Consider the following 15,509-nt stretch of genomic DNA (forward strand, 5'->3'; position numbering starts at 1 on the left):
CCGTGCGCGTGACCACGGCACGAACGTCACGACAGGGGGAACGTCACGCCGGTGAACTTCTCCGACAGCTCCCACAGCCTGCGGGCGACGTCGCGGTCGCGCGCCCTGCGGGCGATCCGGGCCTGGTGCGGTGAGCCGTACAACAGCATGTCCGGTCCGATCAGGCCACCGGTCATCGACGGATCCGCCGCCGCGCACACCACCGATTCGGCCCCCTGAGCGGAGGTGCGCTGCAGGACCCTCTTGCCGAAACCGAAGAGTCCGTCGAACCACGTGCCGGTGTTGCTCCCGACCTCCGTCGCGGCATACCCGGGGTGGGCAGCGATCGCACGCAACGGCGAACGGGCCTCCGCGAGGCGCCGTTCGAGTTCCAGGCTGAACACCAGGTTCGCGAGTTTGGACTGCGCGTAGGCACCCGCCCTGCTGTAGCGGCGGTGCTCCCAGTTGAGATCGTCGAGATTCAACCGGCCGAGAAGGTGGGCAGCGCTGGACACTGTGACGACGCGCGTGGTGATGCGGTCGAGCAACAACCCGGTCAGCGCGAAGTGCCCCAGGTGATTCGTGCCGAACTGCATCTCGAACCCATCCGGCGTCCGGGTCAGCGGCAATGCCATGACTCCGGCATTGTTCACGAGTACGTCGATCGTGCGCTTACCGAGGTCGGCGGAGAACTCGTGGACCGAATCGAGGTCGGCCAGATCGAGCCGGTGCATCGACGCGTTCGGGCCGATCTCCGATGCGATGCGTTCGCCCGCGACAGTGTTGCGTCCTGCAAGCAGGACCGTTGCCCCGGCTGCACCGAGTGAACGAGCAGTTGCCTCCCCCACACCACTGGTAGCGCCGGTCACCAAGAAGGTGACCGGCGCTACCGATGATGCAGTGGACTCAGGCGCCAATCGACGCCTTCATCATCGGGAGCATCTCCCAGAGCTCGTCCTGCCAGTAGCCCCACGTGTGGGTACCCGTGGCGGGGAAGGAGAAGTGTGCGGAGTCGATACCGAGCGTGGCCAGGCGGACCTGGAATGCGCGGTTCTGTGCGAGCGCGAGTGCTTCGAGTCCCATCGCGTTGGCGGTGTTGAACACGCCGATCGCGGAGTTGGGACGGTCGTGCTCACCGGGCAGGCCACTCGAGGCGGCGATCCACATCGGCAGACCACGCAGATTCGGTGCCGCGACGAACGGGTCGTGGCGCAACCACGCGGAATCCCACGGCGGGCCCCACATGGCGTCGGAGTTGTAGCCTCCGGCGTCGAGCATCGCGATGCGAATCGCTTCGCGCATTCCGGGTGCGGACAGGTTCAGGTATCCGGACAGCGAACCGGCGAAGCCGAACTGGTCGCGATGGTAGGCGGCGAGGATCAGTGCGGCGTTTCCACCCATCGACAGCCCGACGACCGCATTGTTGCTTCGGGAGATGCCGTAGGCGGCGGCGAGGTGATCAGGGAGGTTCTGGGTGAGGAACGATTCCCACTTGTAGGTGTACTGCTGGCCGTTGATGTTGCTCGGCGCGTACCAGTCGGCGTAGAAGCTCGACTGTCCGCCCACCGGCATCACGACGTTGATGCCGTTGTCGGCAAGCCATGCGGCGTTGGTCTCGTGCTCCCAGCCGCTGACATCGTCGGTGGCGCGCAGGCCGTCGAGCAGATACACGGCCTTGTTGCTGCCGTTGTTCGCGTGCCAGATGCGCACCTTGATCTGACCGACGCCGCCGGGTGCTGCGACCCAGTCCTCGGAGAAGCGGGTGTACGGATCTGCCGACGCGGTTCCGGCGCCGAAACCTGCGAAGACGAGCGCGAGCGGAACCACGATCGCTGCCACGAGCAGCCGCACCAGGGCGCGCGTTCCCCGTCGCGTTCCGTTTTCGGACGAATTCGTCACACCAAGCTCTCCTTAAACGTCTTCCCCAGAAATCACTCTCGTCACACGATATAAGTGGACGCGAGACTTAAGCAGGCTTGCACACAATCGTTATCCTGCAAAGCCGAAACCGAAATCGATGCCTCGGCGACTACCGTATCTTCACGTGCCCGACGCTCCCCTGCCCGTCCGAGACGGACTGAATCCCACCCGTCTGCGGCTCCCGGAAAACTGCACGTCAGAGACGGTAGCGGAGTATCTGCGCGCTCGCTTCCCCGGCGACGCCGCACGGATCGACGAGAAGATCGAATCCGGCGAGGTCCTGGCCGGAGACGGAACTGTGATCTCGCAGACCAGTCCATACGTTCCACGCACGTTCGTGTTCCTCTATCGTGATCCGCCCACCGAGACACGCGTGCCGTTCGAAATCGACATTCTCCACCGTGACGACAATCTGCTCGTCGTCGACAAACCTCACTTTCTTCCCACCACGCCCCGAGGATCGTGGGTGGCGGAAACCGCGCTCGTGCGATTACGCCGCGAATTCGACCTTCCCGAACTCACACCCGCACACCGACTCGACCGCCTCACCGCCGGAGTGCTCGTCTTCACGGTTCGCCGCGAGGCACGCCGCGCCTACCAGATGCTCTTCGACGCCCGGACGGTCGCGAAGGAGTACGAAGCGGTCGCGCCGGCTGCGCCGCACCTCCGGTTCCCTCTCGACGTGCAGAGTCGCATCGAGAAGGAACGCGGGGTGCTCCAGGCGCATGAAGTTCCCGGCGAGGCCAACGCCGTCACCCGCATCGACGTGCACGACGTCCGCGGCGAACGTGCGTTGTACCGGCTGTTACCGACGACCGGGAAAACACATCAATTACGCGTACACATGAACTCCGCGGGCATTCCCATCGTGGGCGATCCTCTTTATCCACACGTGTACGACGTTGCACGTGACGACTATTCGTCACCGCTCCAACTGCTTGCGCGCGCGATCGAATTCGACGATCCGATCACGGGTCGGTGGACTCGCTTCACAAGCCGCAGAAACCTGGCAGCATGGGGACACAGCACCCCATGACCCCGTTGACGGCACGGGCTTCTTGTCTTGGAGGACCCATGAATCTCGGCAGTATTTCTCGTACGTATGACGGCCGAGTGGCCCTGCGCTTCGAACGCGCTTTCCCCCATGCACCGGAGAAAGTGTGGAGTGTCATCACAAATCCCGAGTACCTCGACGCCTGGTTCCCCGCGGCAGTCGAATGGGACCTCACTCCGGGCGCGCAACTCCAGTTCCGCACCACCGACGAACAGGTACGCCGCTTCGGTCTTCCAGCCGGGCACACCGCAAGCGGTTCGGTCCTCGTCGTGCACCCCGGACAGATACTCGAGCTGATGTGGGACTCCGATGTCCTGCATTGGGAGCTGGCACCCGACGGATCCGGCGGATGTTGGCTCACCCTCACCCACACCACGGACACCGAGGACGACGCGTACGCCCACGGCGCGGGTTGGCATGCCGGGTTCGAAGTCGTCGAGGCCCAGCTCGATGGCAGGCCGATCGATTGGTCCATGTGGGAACGTGCGGAGGAACTGGCCGAGCACTACCGCGGCCCCGGCAGCTGACGCGGCCCGGCGACCGGGCCGTCAGGTGTGCTCGGTGGGCACTCGCCGCCCGGTACGGTCCGTCACCCGAGCGACGATCTCCGACGCCCACGAACCGATCTCATCCCAATCGCGGAAGTCGCCGAGCCGAGCCCCCGTCATCCGGACGACAACACGCTCACCGGCGCTGAGTACAGCGGGATCGATCTTGCCGGCGAACGTCCGGTGCTCGCGAGCACCGGTACGTGCCATTGCGGGCGCGACATCGTAATGATTGTTCACGGGACGCCCCTGCTCCGCGATCGGCCCGGACGAGAAGAGGAAGACCTCGCGTCTTCGCAGCGGCCCGGCGTACTCGTCGAGGAAATCTCTGGCCTCACGCAGCCACCGATTGCGGTAGACAGCACTGCCCACGATCACGACGTCGTAACCGGCGACGCTCGATACTGCGCCGGGCGCGCGGACATCGACGTCGGCGCCGTGATGACGCAAGCCCGCAGCCAAGGCCGTTGCGAGTTCCGCGGTGGAGCCATGCTTGCTCGCCACCGCCACCAAAATCCTCATTCTCACCCTCCGGAGGCCCGCGTTTCCCCATGATCACCCGGATATCGGCAGAAGACCAGAGCACAAGTGCCCATCTCCCGAACTTCTGTTGTCGTTCACATCCCGCACTCGCGACATATCGGGAACTCGATGGCACAGTTGCACTCCAGGGAGCACTCGGTGCACACCACCGGACAGGAGGATCATGACGCCTGCGAGATCGACCACATCGACGTCCGAGGAGACCGAACGCAAGTACACGGCGACACCCGACCAGAATCTGCCCGATCTGGCGGGTATTGCGGGAGTCACGTCGATCGACGTCGACACGGTCGACCTGTCCGCTCAATACTTCGACACACCCGACCTGCAGTTGCTGCGGTCGAAGATCACCCTTCGCCGTCGCGAAGGCGGCGACGACGCCGGCTGGCATTCGAAACTTCCCGCTGGTGGCGACAGCCGGACCGAGCTGCATCACCCGTTCACGGCCGACGATCCCACCGACGTGGTGCCCGATGCACTGCTCGCGCTGCTCCGTGGCGTCCGGCGGGACCGCCCTGTGGCTCTCGCCGCGCTTCTGAACACACGACGCCACCGGCATCGGCTCCGCGGGACCGACGGTGCACTGCTCGCCGAAGTGGTCGTCGACGATGTGACCGCGATCCGTAGCGTCGACGACGCCGAACCGCAGTGGCGGGAGATCGAGGTCGAACTGGGGCCGGAGGCCGACCTCTCGATCCTGGATGCCGTCGAGGAGCTCCTCGTCGCGGAGGGCATCACACGCTCTCCCAGCCCGTCGAAGGTGCACCGGGTGCTCGGCGATCTCATCCCGGCCCCCGAGCACCTTCGAGGTACCGCTGGATATCTGCGCGACTATCTCGCGCATGAACGACAGACGCTGCTGATGTCCGACATCGCCGTACGCCGCGATGCACCCGATGCCGTGCACAGCATGCGCAAAGCGGCCCGCCGACTCCGCAGCGCGCTGCAGACCTACGCGGACGATTTCGCGATCGACACCGCACTCGTCGAGGAACTGCGCTGGCTCGGAAGGTGTCTGAGCCCGTCCCGCGACCTCGAGGTCCAGCACGAACGTCTCGTCGACCGGGTCGCGGAGATCAGCGTCGAGCAGTATCGCGAGGCCACACGTGCGCGCATCGACGAGTACTTCACAGCCAAATCGGTTGCGGCACGCTCCGAAGCGATCATCACCCTCGACTCCGATCGGTATCTGGTGCTGATCGACAGTCTCGACACGCTGATCGGCGAACTGTCCTCCGCACCGAAAGAACGGGACAAGCAACACCGGCCCAAGCCCGCAAAACTCGCCGGGTCGATCGAGAAACTCGCCAAGAAGGTGTCGAAGCGTGTGAACCGGGTGGCCGAGGCCCCCGACGACGCCGAGCGCGACGAACGGATGCATCGCGCACGCAAGGGATCGAAGCGGCTGCGCTACGCGATCGAGGTGATCGCGCCGCTGCACCCGAAACGCGCCGAGCACGCCCTCGACCGGTTCGACGAGTTCCAGGATTTGCTGGGTGAGTTCCAGGACTCGGTGGTCGCCCGCGACCATCTGCTCGACATCGTGTCCGAGCAAGGGCACTCCGCCGAGTCCAGTTTCGGCCTCGGTGTTCTGCACCAGCTCGAAGCGGAGATCGGCGCGCAACAGGCCGTACACCTCGAGTCGGCATGGAAGAAGGCTTACAAGTCCGCCCGCACGTTGTGGCGCTGAATCGGGACCTACGACCCTGCCACGAAGCGCCGACATTCCCGGGTATGCACCGGATTCGCATGGCGTAACGTGACATCCGTAGCCGATCGGTCGCCCGTCCCCACAGGTCGCCGTACAAGTGAAGGAGACATCGATGAGCACACCGAGCACAAGCAAGGCCGTCGTTGCAGGCGTCGACGGTTCCGAGACCGCTGCGGCAGCCGCCCGGTGGGCAGGCGCCCTGGCCGCGCGCCTCGACGCGCCCCTCGAGCTCGTTCATTCGCTGCCCAGCGAAGGGATCTTCTACAGCGAAGCTGCTGTGCTGATCCAGTCCCAGATGATCGACCAGCTCGAGAAGGACGGTAAGCAGGTCCTCTCCGACGTCGCCGATCTCGTTCGCGCCGACAACCCCGGCCTCGAGGTGCAGAGCTTCATCGGCCCCGGGCCCGCCGCCACCTCCCTTCTCGAGGCCGCCGAAGACGCTCGCGTCCTCGTCATGGGCGCCACGGGAGCGGGCAAGGTCGAGAACTTCCTGCTCGGCTCGACGGTCGTACGCGTCTCCAACCACGCACCGTGCCCGGTGGTGGTGTGGCGGGGCGACACCACCGATCCGCTTCCCAGCACCAAGCCCATCGTCGTGGGCGTGGATGGAAGCGAACTCTCCGCTGCGGCAGTGGAATACGCGTTCGAGTACGCACAGACCCTCGGCGCACCGCTCTCGGCCGTGCACTCGTGGATCGGCGACGCCGCACTCGGTGTCGGTGCCACCGCCGCGCTGGTCGACTGGAAGGCCGTGGAGGAGTCGGAGTCGGCCGTGCTCGCCGAGTCCCTCGCGGGACTGCACGAGAAATATCCGGACGTCGAGGTCAGTCGCGTCATCGATCGCGGACCGGCCGCGAAGGTACTGCTGAACCACCTGCAGGATGCGCAACTCGCCGTCGTCGGCAGCCACGGTCGGGGCCAGTTCGCCGCCGCCCTGCTCGGCTCCACCAGCCAGAACCTTCTGCACAACGCGCCCTGCCCCGTTCTGGTTGCACGCAGGCCCTGACCGAGCACCGAAGGAAGACGATCAGGCCCACGCCCCACTGCGGGGCGTGGGCCTGATGCGCGCATCGTTCAGAGTGCAACGCCGAATGCAATGCCGAGCCCGTAGGTCACCGCCATGGCGAGTGCACCTCCGAGCACGACGCGCACCACCGCGCGTCCCGGTCGCGCACCTCCGAGCCAGGCACCGACCGAGCCGGTCGCGGCGAGCGCGAACAACACCGCCACGAACGTCACTGGAATCCGGACAGATTCGGCCACGAACACGATCATCAGAAGCGGCGCCAACGCACCTGTCGTGAACGCGACCGCAGACGACAGGGCCGCGACCCACGGGTTCGCGAGCTCGGTCGGATCTATCCCCAGCTCGATCTCCGCGTGGGCGCGCAGGGCGTTGCGGGCGGTCAGTTCCTCTGCGGCCGAATGCGCAGTAGCTCTCGACAGCCCCTTGCTCTCGAGCAATCCGGTCAGTTCTTCGAGTTCCGCTTCAGGCATCGCCTCGAGCTCGCGGCGTTCGGTCCGCAACGCGGCTCGTTCGGTGTCGCGCTGCGCACTCACCGACACGTACTCCCCCAACGCCATCGAGACCGCGCCGGCGGCCAGCCCTGCCACACCGGCAACGAGAATCGTCGACCGGTCTGTGGTGGCTGCGGCAATGCCGACGACGAGGCCCGCCGTGGAGACGATTCCGTCGTTCGCCCCGAGCACCCCGGCCCGCAACCAGTTCAGTTTGGTGGCGAGACCACTGGTGTGCGGCTCCGCGGCATGGTCGGACACCTGCGGCTCCGCCGCATCGTCGGACACCTGCGGCTCCGCCGCATCGTCGGACACCTGCGGCTCCGCCGCATCGTCGGACACTGACTCCGGTATCGACATGATCGCCAGAGTAGAACTCGCAGGCAGCTTCCGATAGCACGGTCAGGCTCACCTCACCAGGGCGCGCGGCCGAGTTCCCGTTCGAGCCAGTCGGTGTCGGGCGATCCGCCCGCGGTCGTGTCGAGGACCACAGCATCCGACCACTCGTCGCGCCGGCGCAGCTGTTCGTCGAGCACCGCGGGCGTCGCATCGGACGCATCGTCTCCGCGTGCGGTACGAGATTCGATGCGCTGCACCAGCACCTCCGGGTCGGCTGTGCATTCGATCTCGATCAGATCTGCAGTCGTCGAAGCCGCGACCTCCCGCGCAGCGCGACGATGTTCCTCCGCCAGCCACGTCGCGTCGAGCACTACCGACTCACCCCGTGCAAGCAACTCGACGGCGCGGCGGCACAGTTCCCGGTAGGTCGCCTCGGTGTTCGCCTCCGAGTACAGACCCGAGCCGATTCCGTCCCCGGTGCGTTCGGTCGGGGCCATCCCTGCGAGTTCCTTACGAATCACGTCACTTCGAAGGACCGTCGCCCGGAGGTGGTGTCCGATCGTCCGCGCCGACGTCGACTTTCCGGTTGCAGCAACACCACCGACGAGCACCAGCCGCACCCGCCCGCGGTCCAGATTGCGGGCGACCTGCGCGAGGAAACCGAGGGCCACTTCGCGTGAGTCAGGGTCCCCCTGTTCGTGACGCAACGCAGTCACCTTGGCTCGCACCAATGCCCGGTAGGCGATGTAATGGTGCACCAACGATGCAGGAGGGTGATCGTCCGTATGCGTGGCGTACGTATCGAGCAACGTGCGCGCCGCACCGAGATCCCCAAGGCGTTCGAAATCCATTGCGAGAAAGGCAAGGTCGAGGGTCACGTCTCCGTATCGGAGTTCGTCGTCGAACTCGAGACAGTCGATGATGCGGGCGCCGTCGTCCATACAGAAGATGTCGTCGCAGAGCATGTCTCCGTGCCCGTCGACCGCCCGGCCATCCGCGATACGCTGCTCGAACAACGCCCTACGTCCCTGTAGGTAGCGCTCGGACGCAGCGCGGATCCGAGTGACGGTAGGTCCGGCCTCCCGACCTACCTGCAGACGGTCGAGATGATCGAGACTCAACCGCCAGAGGCCGGTGACGAAATCCGCAGTTGCACACCGATCGATGTCCGGATCGTGCGGCGACTCGGCATGCAGCGCGGCAACCTGCCGTGCCACGTCTTCGACGGCCGCACCGACGTCTTCACCCCGTTCGATCAATGCCGCCATACGTCGTTCATCGGGAAGTCTCGTCATGACGACGAAGTGCTCACAGACGTCCCCGCCCGGATCGTGCATGTCGGCCACGCCGAGATACACGTCCGGGGCCAGGCGCCGGTTGAGTTCCACCTCGCGGTGGCAGATCCACTCCCGCGCAGCGCGCGTGCGATTGTCGAGAAAGCCCAGATCGAGTGGCTTCTTCATCTTGTGCACTCGATCACCGACGAAGAACACCACCGAACTGTGGGTTTCCCGCATCGACGCGTATGAGGTCTCTGCTTGCCCGTTCACTGCGCACCTCTCGTGTCGTTCTGCAGTCTTCTCGTCCTACTGTGCCCGCATCTCGCGCGGTTCGTGCACCGGAGTCGCACAGTGACTTGCGCCGTTGCGCCTGAGCACTCCGCCCGAAAGCGGTAGTTTGCTGTCGAGTGGATATCGGACAGGGGAACAATGAGTATCGACAGGGAGTCCAGCGTCAGCGAGAACAACACCGCCGGGAAAGGCCGGGTCGTCATCCTGTCCGCAGCGAGGACGAAGATCGAACGTGAACTCCTGGACCGATGGTGCAACTCGGCGGAGGTACCCGCCGACTACCGCGCGTCCGGCCGCCCCGATGTCCTGGACCTCGACTCACGGGTCCTCGCCTCCACGCTCTCCGACCGAACCGACGATCCGCTCCTGCTCCCGGTCCGAGTCGTGTGGCTCCCCTCCGAACGCGACGGGGCCCGTCGCGCACGCTTCTCGGATGTGCTGGCGCTGACCAACCCCCGCAACCCCAACGTGCTGATCCAGAAGTGGCTGGTCGGCAGATCCTCCGACCGGTCTCGCATCGTCGTGGCAGCACCCGCGCGGCTCGAGGACCTTCGTGAGCAGCTTGCCGCCGAGGAACACGGCCGAGTCCCGGACGCGGCGTCCCTCGCGCGCTATGTGACCCGCCGCGCCGTGGTCGCGCTCGAGCGGGCCGAACGCGCCGTCATCGGCGACCGATACAAGGTGCCCCGGCTCGTTGCCGCACAGATCATGGATCAGCCGTCGTTCCGCCGACGTCTCGACACCATCGCCACCGACGAACACCTTTCCCGCGACGAAGTCGACGCACGAGCCCGCGACGCACTGGACGAGCTCGTGGCGGTGCAGTCACGCCTGGTCACAGACCTCTTCACACAGGCCATGCGGCCACTGCACACGTCGGCGTGGACGGTGCATGCCGACGACTCCGGGCTGGAGTCGCTGCGCGAGCTCAATCGCACGCATCCACTGGTGTTCCTGCCGTCCCACCGGTCGTACGCCGACGCGTTCGTCCTGGGCAGCATCCTGGCCGATCACGACTTCCCCGGTAATCACCTGATGGGCGGTGCCAACCTCACGTTCTGGCCCATCGGCCCCATCGCACGTCGCACCGGCACAGTGTTCATCCGGCGGAGTTTCGGGAACGACACGGTGTACAAGGCGGCGTTGGAGGAGTACTTCGCGTTCCTGCTGAGCAAGAGATTCAATCTCGAATGGTACTTCGAAGGAGGCCGCACCCGCACCGGCAAGCTCCGCAGACCGCGCTACGGCCTCCTCAACTACGTCGCGAACGCCATCCGTAGTGGTCGCGTCGACGACGCGATGCTGGTACCTGTGTCGATCACCTACGAGGGGCTCGCCGAGGTCGCGGCCGTGGCGGCCGAGCAGACCGGCGCCCCGAAGAAGCCCGAGGGTCTGAGGTGGCTGGCGAATTACGCCCGCAATCAGCAGCGCAGCGCCGGCAACGTCTACGTGCAGTTCGGCACGCCGTTGTCGATGAGAGCGCAGCTCGCGGCGGGCGGGGATCCGGACCTGTCGGATTCGCCGGCAGAGGAGGGCGCAGGTCCCGACCCCGCAGGCCAGGAGGGTACCGCGCCCGATCCGGCAGTCCGGGAGGGTCTGCAGCGCAAGGCCATGCAGAAGGTGGCATTCGAAGTGGCGGTGGGCATCAACCGCACCACGCCGGTCACCGTGAACAGCCTTGTCACCCTCGCCCTGCTCGGGGTCCGCGACCGGGCGCTCACACTCGACGAAGTGCGCGCCGTCGTCGCGCCGGTCCGCAGCTATCTGGACGCCCGCGGTGCCCCGCAGGGAGAGGTGGGGCTCCTCGATCACGAGGGTGGACTCGCCCAGGTCCTCGCGGCACTGACCGACGCCGGTGTCGTGACGACGTACTCCGGGGGCGACCAGGCCGTGTATTCGATCCAACCGGGTCAGCATCTCGTCGCCGCGTTCTACCGCAACAGCGGTATCCATTGGTTCGTCAACCGTTCGATCCTCGAACTCGCTGTGCTCTTCGTCCACGAACACCCGAGCGACAATCCGGTGCTTACGGCGTGGTACGAAGCGAAGAACCTGCGTGACCTGCTCAAGTTCGAGTTCTTCTTCCCCGACCGCGACACCTTCGAATCGGAGTTGCGCGCGGAAGTGGAGCTCCTGGTGCCCGAATGGGAGTGGGGAACGCCACTTCCTTCCGAGAGTCGGGCACTCAACGCGCTGATCGAGGGCGGACTGTTCATGTCGCACCGCACAGTGCGCTCGTTCTTCGACGCGCAGCTCGTCGTCGCCGAGCGGCTGGCGCGCAAGGATCCTACGCTCGAGGTCGATCGCGATGCATTTCTCGACGAGTGCGTCGCGGTGGGTCGGCAGATGCTGCTGCAAGGCCGGTTGCACGGTTCGGAGTCCGTATCCTCGGAACTGTTCGCAACAGCTTTGGAGCTGGCGCGCAACCGCGGGCTTCTCGACCGGGACGACGATTCGGTCGCGCAGAAGCGTCGTGCGTTCGCGTCACAGCTGCTGGCCGTCGGTGAGCGGGTCGTATTGGCCGAGTCACTGGACGTGTCGAACAGGAAGGCGGAGCGTTGACTACTCCCCGCCCTGAAGGACGGGGACTCTCGGACTCACATCCGGGAATTCCTGTTTCACCGGCGAATGCGGACGGGAAAACCCGTGCCGTCTGACATCGCCTCCGCAGGCGTTTGGTGTCTCCGCCAGCCCGGCGGCGACGAGGATGTTCTGCGCGGCATTGACGTCCCGATTCGCCAACCGACGGTTGCGGACCATATTGCGCGGGGCCAGGTCTTCGACGGCAATCGTGTCGAACCGCGCCACGAGATCCGTGCTGGTCTTGTGGAGGAAGTCACGTCGGGCATCGCGGACACGGGAGTGCTTGCGTGCCACCCTCGAACGTTGCTTGGCGCGGTTGTTCGAGCCCTTCTGCATCCGCGCCAGACGCCTCTGGTGGCGGCGCAGGCCACGTTCGTGCCGGGCCATGTGCCTCGGATTCCCGATCTTCTCCCCGGTCGAGAGGACCGCGAAGTCCTTGATCCCGAGGTCCACACCGACCGACTCGCCCGTATCCGGCAACGGAGCGGGATCGGTCGTGTCGACGGCGAACGTCACGAACCACCGCCCGTCCGCCTCGCGGGAGACGACCACCATCGTCGGGTCGAGCCTGGCAAGGTCGATGCCGGGCCAGGACCACGCCACCTTCATCGGCGCGGTGGTCTTCGCCAGCCACAGCCCGTCCGGTTTGATGCGGAACGCCGAGCGGGCGTAATGCGCGGACTGGCGAGAATGCCGGTTCTTGAACCGTGGGTACTCGGCGATGCCCTTGAAGAACGACTGGAACGCGGTGTGCTGGTGGCGCAGCGTCTGCTGCAGCGGCACCGAGGACACCTCGCCGAGGAACGCGAGCTCCTCGGTTTTCTTCCACTCGGACAGTGCGGCGTCGGTGTCCTTGTAGGGGGTCGGTTTCTGTTCGGTGGTGTAGCGGCGTTGCCGGTCGGCGAGGGTCTTGTTCCACACCACGCGCACGCAGCCGAACGTGCGGCGCAGCAGCGCCGACTGTTCGGGGTCCGGGTAGGCCCGGACCTTGTACGCGGTCCTCATCTGCCCATGACAACAGAAGGGTCCGACATGTCGAACGCCATTCCTGCCCGCCGTGAACGACGGGGCATCCAGGCGAGGTCCCGGTGAACATCGAGCAGGCACTGCACAGGGTGCGGACGGGGCCACAGGGCCGTGAGGTGGCTGCGTTCTTCGACTTCGACGGCACCATCGTGCACGGTTTCTCGGGGTTGCATTTCTTCCGCGACCGGCTCCTCGCGGGCAAGGTGACCGCAGCCGAACTCGCGTCGACCATGGTCAACGGTCTGCGCGGAACCGACAGCGAAGCCGATTTCGAGCGCTTCGTCGCGGTCGCGTTCAAGGCGTGGCGCGGCCACAGCGAGGAAGAGCTGTACGAGATCGGGCAACGCCTGTTCATGTCGACGATCGCCGGTCATCTGTACCCCGAGGCGTGGCAGCTCATCGGGGCGCACCAGAATGCCGGCCACACTGTAGTGATCGCGTCGTCGGCGTCGCGCTACCAGATCCAGGCGGCGGCCGACGCACTCGGTGTGGAGCACGTGCTGTTCACTCCGCTCGAGGTGGTCGACGGCGTTCTGACCGGAAGAGTCGATGGAAAGTCATTGTGGCGCAGCGGAAAAGCAGATGCCACACGCGCATTCATCGAAGAGTACGGGATCGACGGTCCACGTAGCTACACCTACTCCAATGGTGGTGAGGACGCCGAATTCCTCGCCACGACCGGAAACCCGACCGCGACCAACCCCGACGGCACGCTCGACCGGATCGCACGCGAACGCAAGTGGCCCATCCTGCGGTTCCGACCGCGAGGTACGCCGGGGGTGAAGGAAGCGGTGCGCACCGCCGCCGCCTATGGCGGAATCGTCGGTTCCGTCTGGACGGGGCTCGGGCTCGGGCTGGTCAATCGCAGCCGCAAGGTTGCGCTCGACTCGATCATGAACATCGGATCCGACGTGTCGCTCGCGCTCGCAGGTATCGACGTGCGCGTGCGCGGAGAAGCCAACGCGTGGGAGCACCGCCCGGCGGTGTTCATCTTCAACCATCAGAGTCAGCTCGACCCGGTGCTCCTCGCCAAGGTGCTGCGACACGACTTCACCGGCGTCACGAAGAAGGAGATGGCGACCGACCCGTTGTTCGGTCCGCTGTTGCGTTTCGCCGGTGCCACCTTCGTCGACCGCGGCAACACCGAACGCGCCGTTGAGGCGCTGGCACCCGTAGTGGACACCTTGCGACAGGGCACCTCGGTCATCATCGCGCCGGAGGGCACTCGCTCTCCCACACCGCAGATCGGGCCGTTCAAGAAGGGCGCGTTCCGCATCGCTATGCAGGCGCAGGTCCCGATTGTTCCCGTGGTGATCCGCAATGCCGGGGAGATACTGTGGAAGCATTCGACCCTGCTCCGGTCGGGCACCGTCGACGTCGCGGTACTCGACCCCATCGATGTGAGTGAGTGGCGCGTCGCCGATCTCGACACGCACATCACCGCAGTCGAAGACCTGTACCGAAAGACTCTCACGGACTGGCCGATCGCGTAGATGACGGACGACGACACCCCCGACGAACAGGCAACGAACGGCGCCGACCCGAGTGACTCCTCCGACACGAGTGACACCGACACGTCAGGCTCGGCGGGCAACGAGGACCCGGGCAAAGGCAACGAGGACTCCGGCAAGAGCAGCAGCAACGGCAACGGTTCTGCTCTCACCCCGAAGCGTCGTCGCTACCTGAAGTGGATCGTCGGCGTCCTGCTCGTGGTGGTGCTCACCGTCGAGGTGATCCTCGTGTGGCCGGAGCTGACCGACGGTGTCAGCGGTCTCGGTCACCTCTACTGGTGGTGGGTGATCGCCGCAATCATCGCATCGATTGCGGAGATGACGAGTTTCGCGAGCGTGCAACGCACGCTGCTGTCCGCCGCAGATGTGAAGGTGACTCTTCGCCAATCGCTGGCCGTAGCGCTCGCGTCGAACTCGATGAGCGTGACCCTGCCAGGTGGCCCCGTCGTGGGAACCACCTTCACCTACCGGCAGATGCGCAAGTGGGGGGCGGCCCCCGTCATCGCAACATGGCAGCTCGTGATGGCCGGTCTGCTCCAGGCTGCGGGGCTCGCGCTCCTCGGGCTCGTGGGTGCTCTCATGATCGGCGCCACCACGAACCCGTTCTCGCTGATCTTCTCCATCGGTGGCCTCGCCGCGTTCCTGGTGCTCATCCAGTACGCCGCCAGCAACCCCGGTTCTCTCGAGTCCATCGGCCTGATCTCACTGCGAGGGTTCAACCGGCTCAGGAAGAAGCCCGCGGATGCCGGTTCACGGGCGTGGCGCAAGATCGTCGATCAGATCGGGGCCGTGAAACTCGATCGCCCGCATGCCGCACGTGCCTTCGGCTGGTCGCTGTTCAACTGGGTGTGCGACGGAGCATGCCTCGCGTTCGCTGCCTACGCCGTCGGGGGCACACCCAGCCTCGCCGGTATCGCCGTCGCCTACGCCGCAGGAACCGCGACGAGCCGTGCGATTCCCTTGCTGCCCGCGGGCCTCGGTGTGATGGACGCGGTGCTCGTCCCCGCCCTCACGACGAGCGGAATGTCCGGCGCTGAGGCACTGTCCGCTGTGCTTGTGTATCGCCTGGTCAGCTTCGTGCTGATCGCCGCGATCGGATGGATCGTATTTGCCCTGCGCTATCGCGGCGCACCGGACGACGAGGACGACGACCCGGGTCCTGGGCTCGACAAGCTGTGGCAGGACTGATCCTGTCGGGTGTGTGCA

The 15,509-nt window shown here is 65.7% G+C and carries 13 protein-coding genes; 7 read left to right on the top strand and 6 right to left on the bottom strand.

The genetic code is table 11. From position 1 onward, the window contains the following. Positions 1-26 precede the first annotated feature (26 nt). Both Q7514_RS23995 and Q7514_RS24000 read right to left on the bottom strand, forming a co-directional pair. Entirely contained in the window at positions 27-896 is an 870-nt protein-coding gene (locus Q7514_RS23995; protein WP_330135763.1) for an oxidoreductase, read from the bottom strand. After that, positions 886-1,878, bottom strand: coding sequence for an alpha/beta hydrolase (locus Q7514_RS24000; protein WP_330135764.1), 993 nt, complete (start codon positions 1,876-1,878; stop codon positions 886-888). Before Q7514_RS24000 ends, Q7514_RS23995 begins: the two co-directional genes overlap by 11 nt. A 145-nt stretch (positions 1,879-2,023) precedes the next feature. Between Q7514_RS24000 and Q7514_RS24005 the strand changes: the two genes are divergently transcribed. Together Q7514_RS24005 and Q7514_RS24010 are read left to right on the top strand one after the other, a co-directional pair. Beyond that, positions 2,024-2,935: a pseudouridine synthase gene (locus tag Q7514_RS24005; RefSeq protein ID WP_330135765.1), complete on the top strand. Its 912-nt coding sequence runs from the start codon at positions 2,024-2,026 to the stop codon at positions 2,933-2,935. Positions 2,936-2,973: 38 nt separating this feature from the next. Next, a complete protein-coding gene (locus Q7514_RS24010; protein WP_330135766.1) occupies positions 2,974-3,480 on the top strand; it encodes an SRPBCC family protein in 507 nt (168 codons plus the stop codon). A 21-nt stretch (positions 3,481-3,501) separates the two neighbouring features. Here Q7514_RS24010 and Q7514_RS24015 read toward each other — a convergent pair whose 3' ends face one another. Continuing rightward, complete coding sequence (locus Q7514_RS24015; protein WP_330135767.1) at positions 3,502-4,023, bottom strand: flavodoxin domain-containing protein; 522 nt, start codon at positions 4,021-4,023, stop codon at positions 3,502-3,504. Between the two features lie 184 nt (positions 4,024-4,207). Here Q7514_RS24015 and Q7514_RS24020 point away from each other — a divergent pair, with 184 nt between their 5' ends. Together Q7514_RS24020 and Q7514_RS24025 are read left to right on the top strand one after the other, a co-directional pair. Then, complete coding sequence (locus tag Q7514_RS24020) at positions 4,208-5,734, top strand: CYTH and CHAD domain-containing protein (protein ID WP_330135768.1); 1,527 nt, start codon at positions 4,208-4,210, stop codon at positions 5,732-5,734. A gap of 133 nt (positions 5,735-5,867) precedes the next feature. Next, the gene (locus Q7514_RS24025) at positions 5,868-6,761 is read left to right on the top strand and encodes a universal stress protein (protein WP_330135769.1); all 894 of its coding nucleotides are present in this window, start codon (positions 5,868-5,870) and stop codon (positions 6,759-6,761) included. Positions 6,762-6,829: 68 nt separating this feature from the next. Here the strand turns inward: Q7514_RS24025 and Q7514_RS24030 are convergent, their stop codons facing one another. Together Q7514_RS24030 and Q7514_RS24035 are read right to left on the bottom strand one after the other, a co-directional pair. Further along, positions 6,830-7,633: a VIT1/CCC1 transporter family protein gene (locus Q7514_RS24030; protein WP_330135770.1), complete on the bottom strand. Its 804-nt coding sequence runs from the start codon at positions 7,631-7,633 to the stop codon at positions 6,830-6,832. A 53-nt stretch (positions 7,634-7,686) separates the two neighbouring features. Next, positions 7,687-9,129 carry a bifunctional aminoglycoside phosphotransferase/ATP-binding protein gene (locus tag Q7514_RS24035; RefSeq protein ID WP_408016173.1) on the bottom strand — a complete coding sequence of 481 codons (1,443 nt, stop codon included), beginning with the start codon at positions 9,127-9,129 and terminating at the stop codon, positions 7,687-7,689. Positions 9,130-9,321: 192 nt separating this feature from the next. On the opposite strand from Q7514_RS24035, the gene Q7514_RS24040 reads away from it, so the two are divergent. Further along, positions 9,322-11,745, top strand: a complete 2,424-nt coding sequence (locus tag Q7514_RS24040) for a glycerol-3-phosphate 1-O-acyltransferase (RefSeq protein ID WP_330135772.1) — start codon at positions 9,322-9,324, stop codon at positions 11,743-11,745. On the opposite strand, the gene Q7514_RS24045 is transcribed toward Q7514_RS24040, so the two are convergent. Next, positions 11,746-12,771, bottom strand: coding sequence for an RNA-guided endonuclease InsQ/TnpB family protein (locus Q7514_RS24045; RefSeq protein ID WP_330135773.1), 1,026 nt, complete (start codon positions 12,769-12,771; stop codon positions 11,746-11,748). Between the two features lie 83 nt (positions 12,772-12,854). Between Q7514_RS24045 and Q7514_RS24050 the strand changes: the two genes are divergently transcribed. Further along, complete coding sequence (locus tag Q7514_RS24050; RefSeq protein WP_330135774.1) at positions 12,855-14,285, top strand: HAD-IB family hydrolase; 1,431 nt, start codon at positions 12,855-12,857, stop codon at positions 14,283-14,285. After that, positions 14,286-15,491, top strand: a complete 1,206-nt coding sequence (locus tag Q7514_RS24055) for a lysylphosphatidylglycerol synthase transmembrane domain-containing protein (protein ID WP_330135775.1) — start codon at positions 14,286-14,288, stop codon at positions 15,489-15,491. The last annotated feature ends 18 nt before the right edge of the window (positions 15,492-15,509 follow it).

The sequence above is a fragment of the Rhodococcus artemisiae genome (assembly GCF_036327795.1).
Classification (GTDB): Bacteria; Actinomycetota; Actinomycetes; order Mycobacteriales; family Mycobacteriaceae; genus Rhodococcus; species Rhodococcus artemisiae.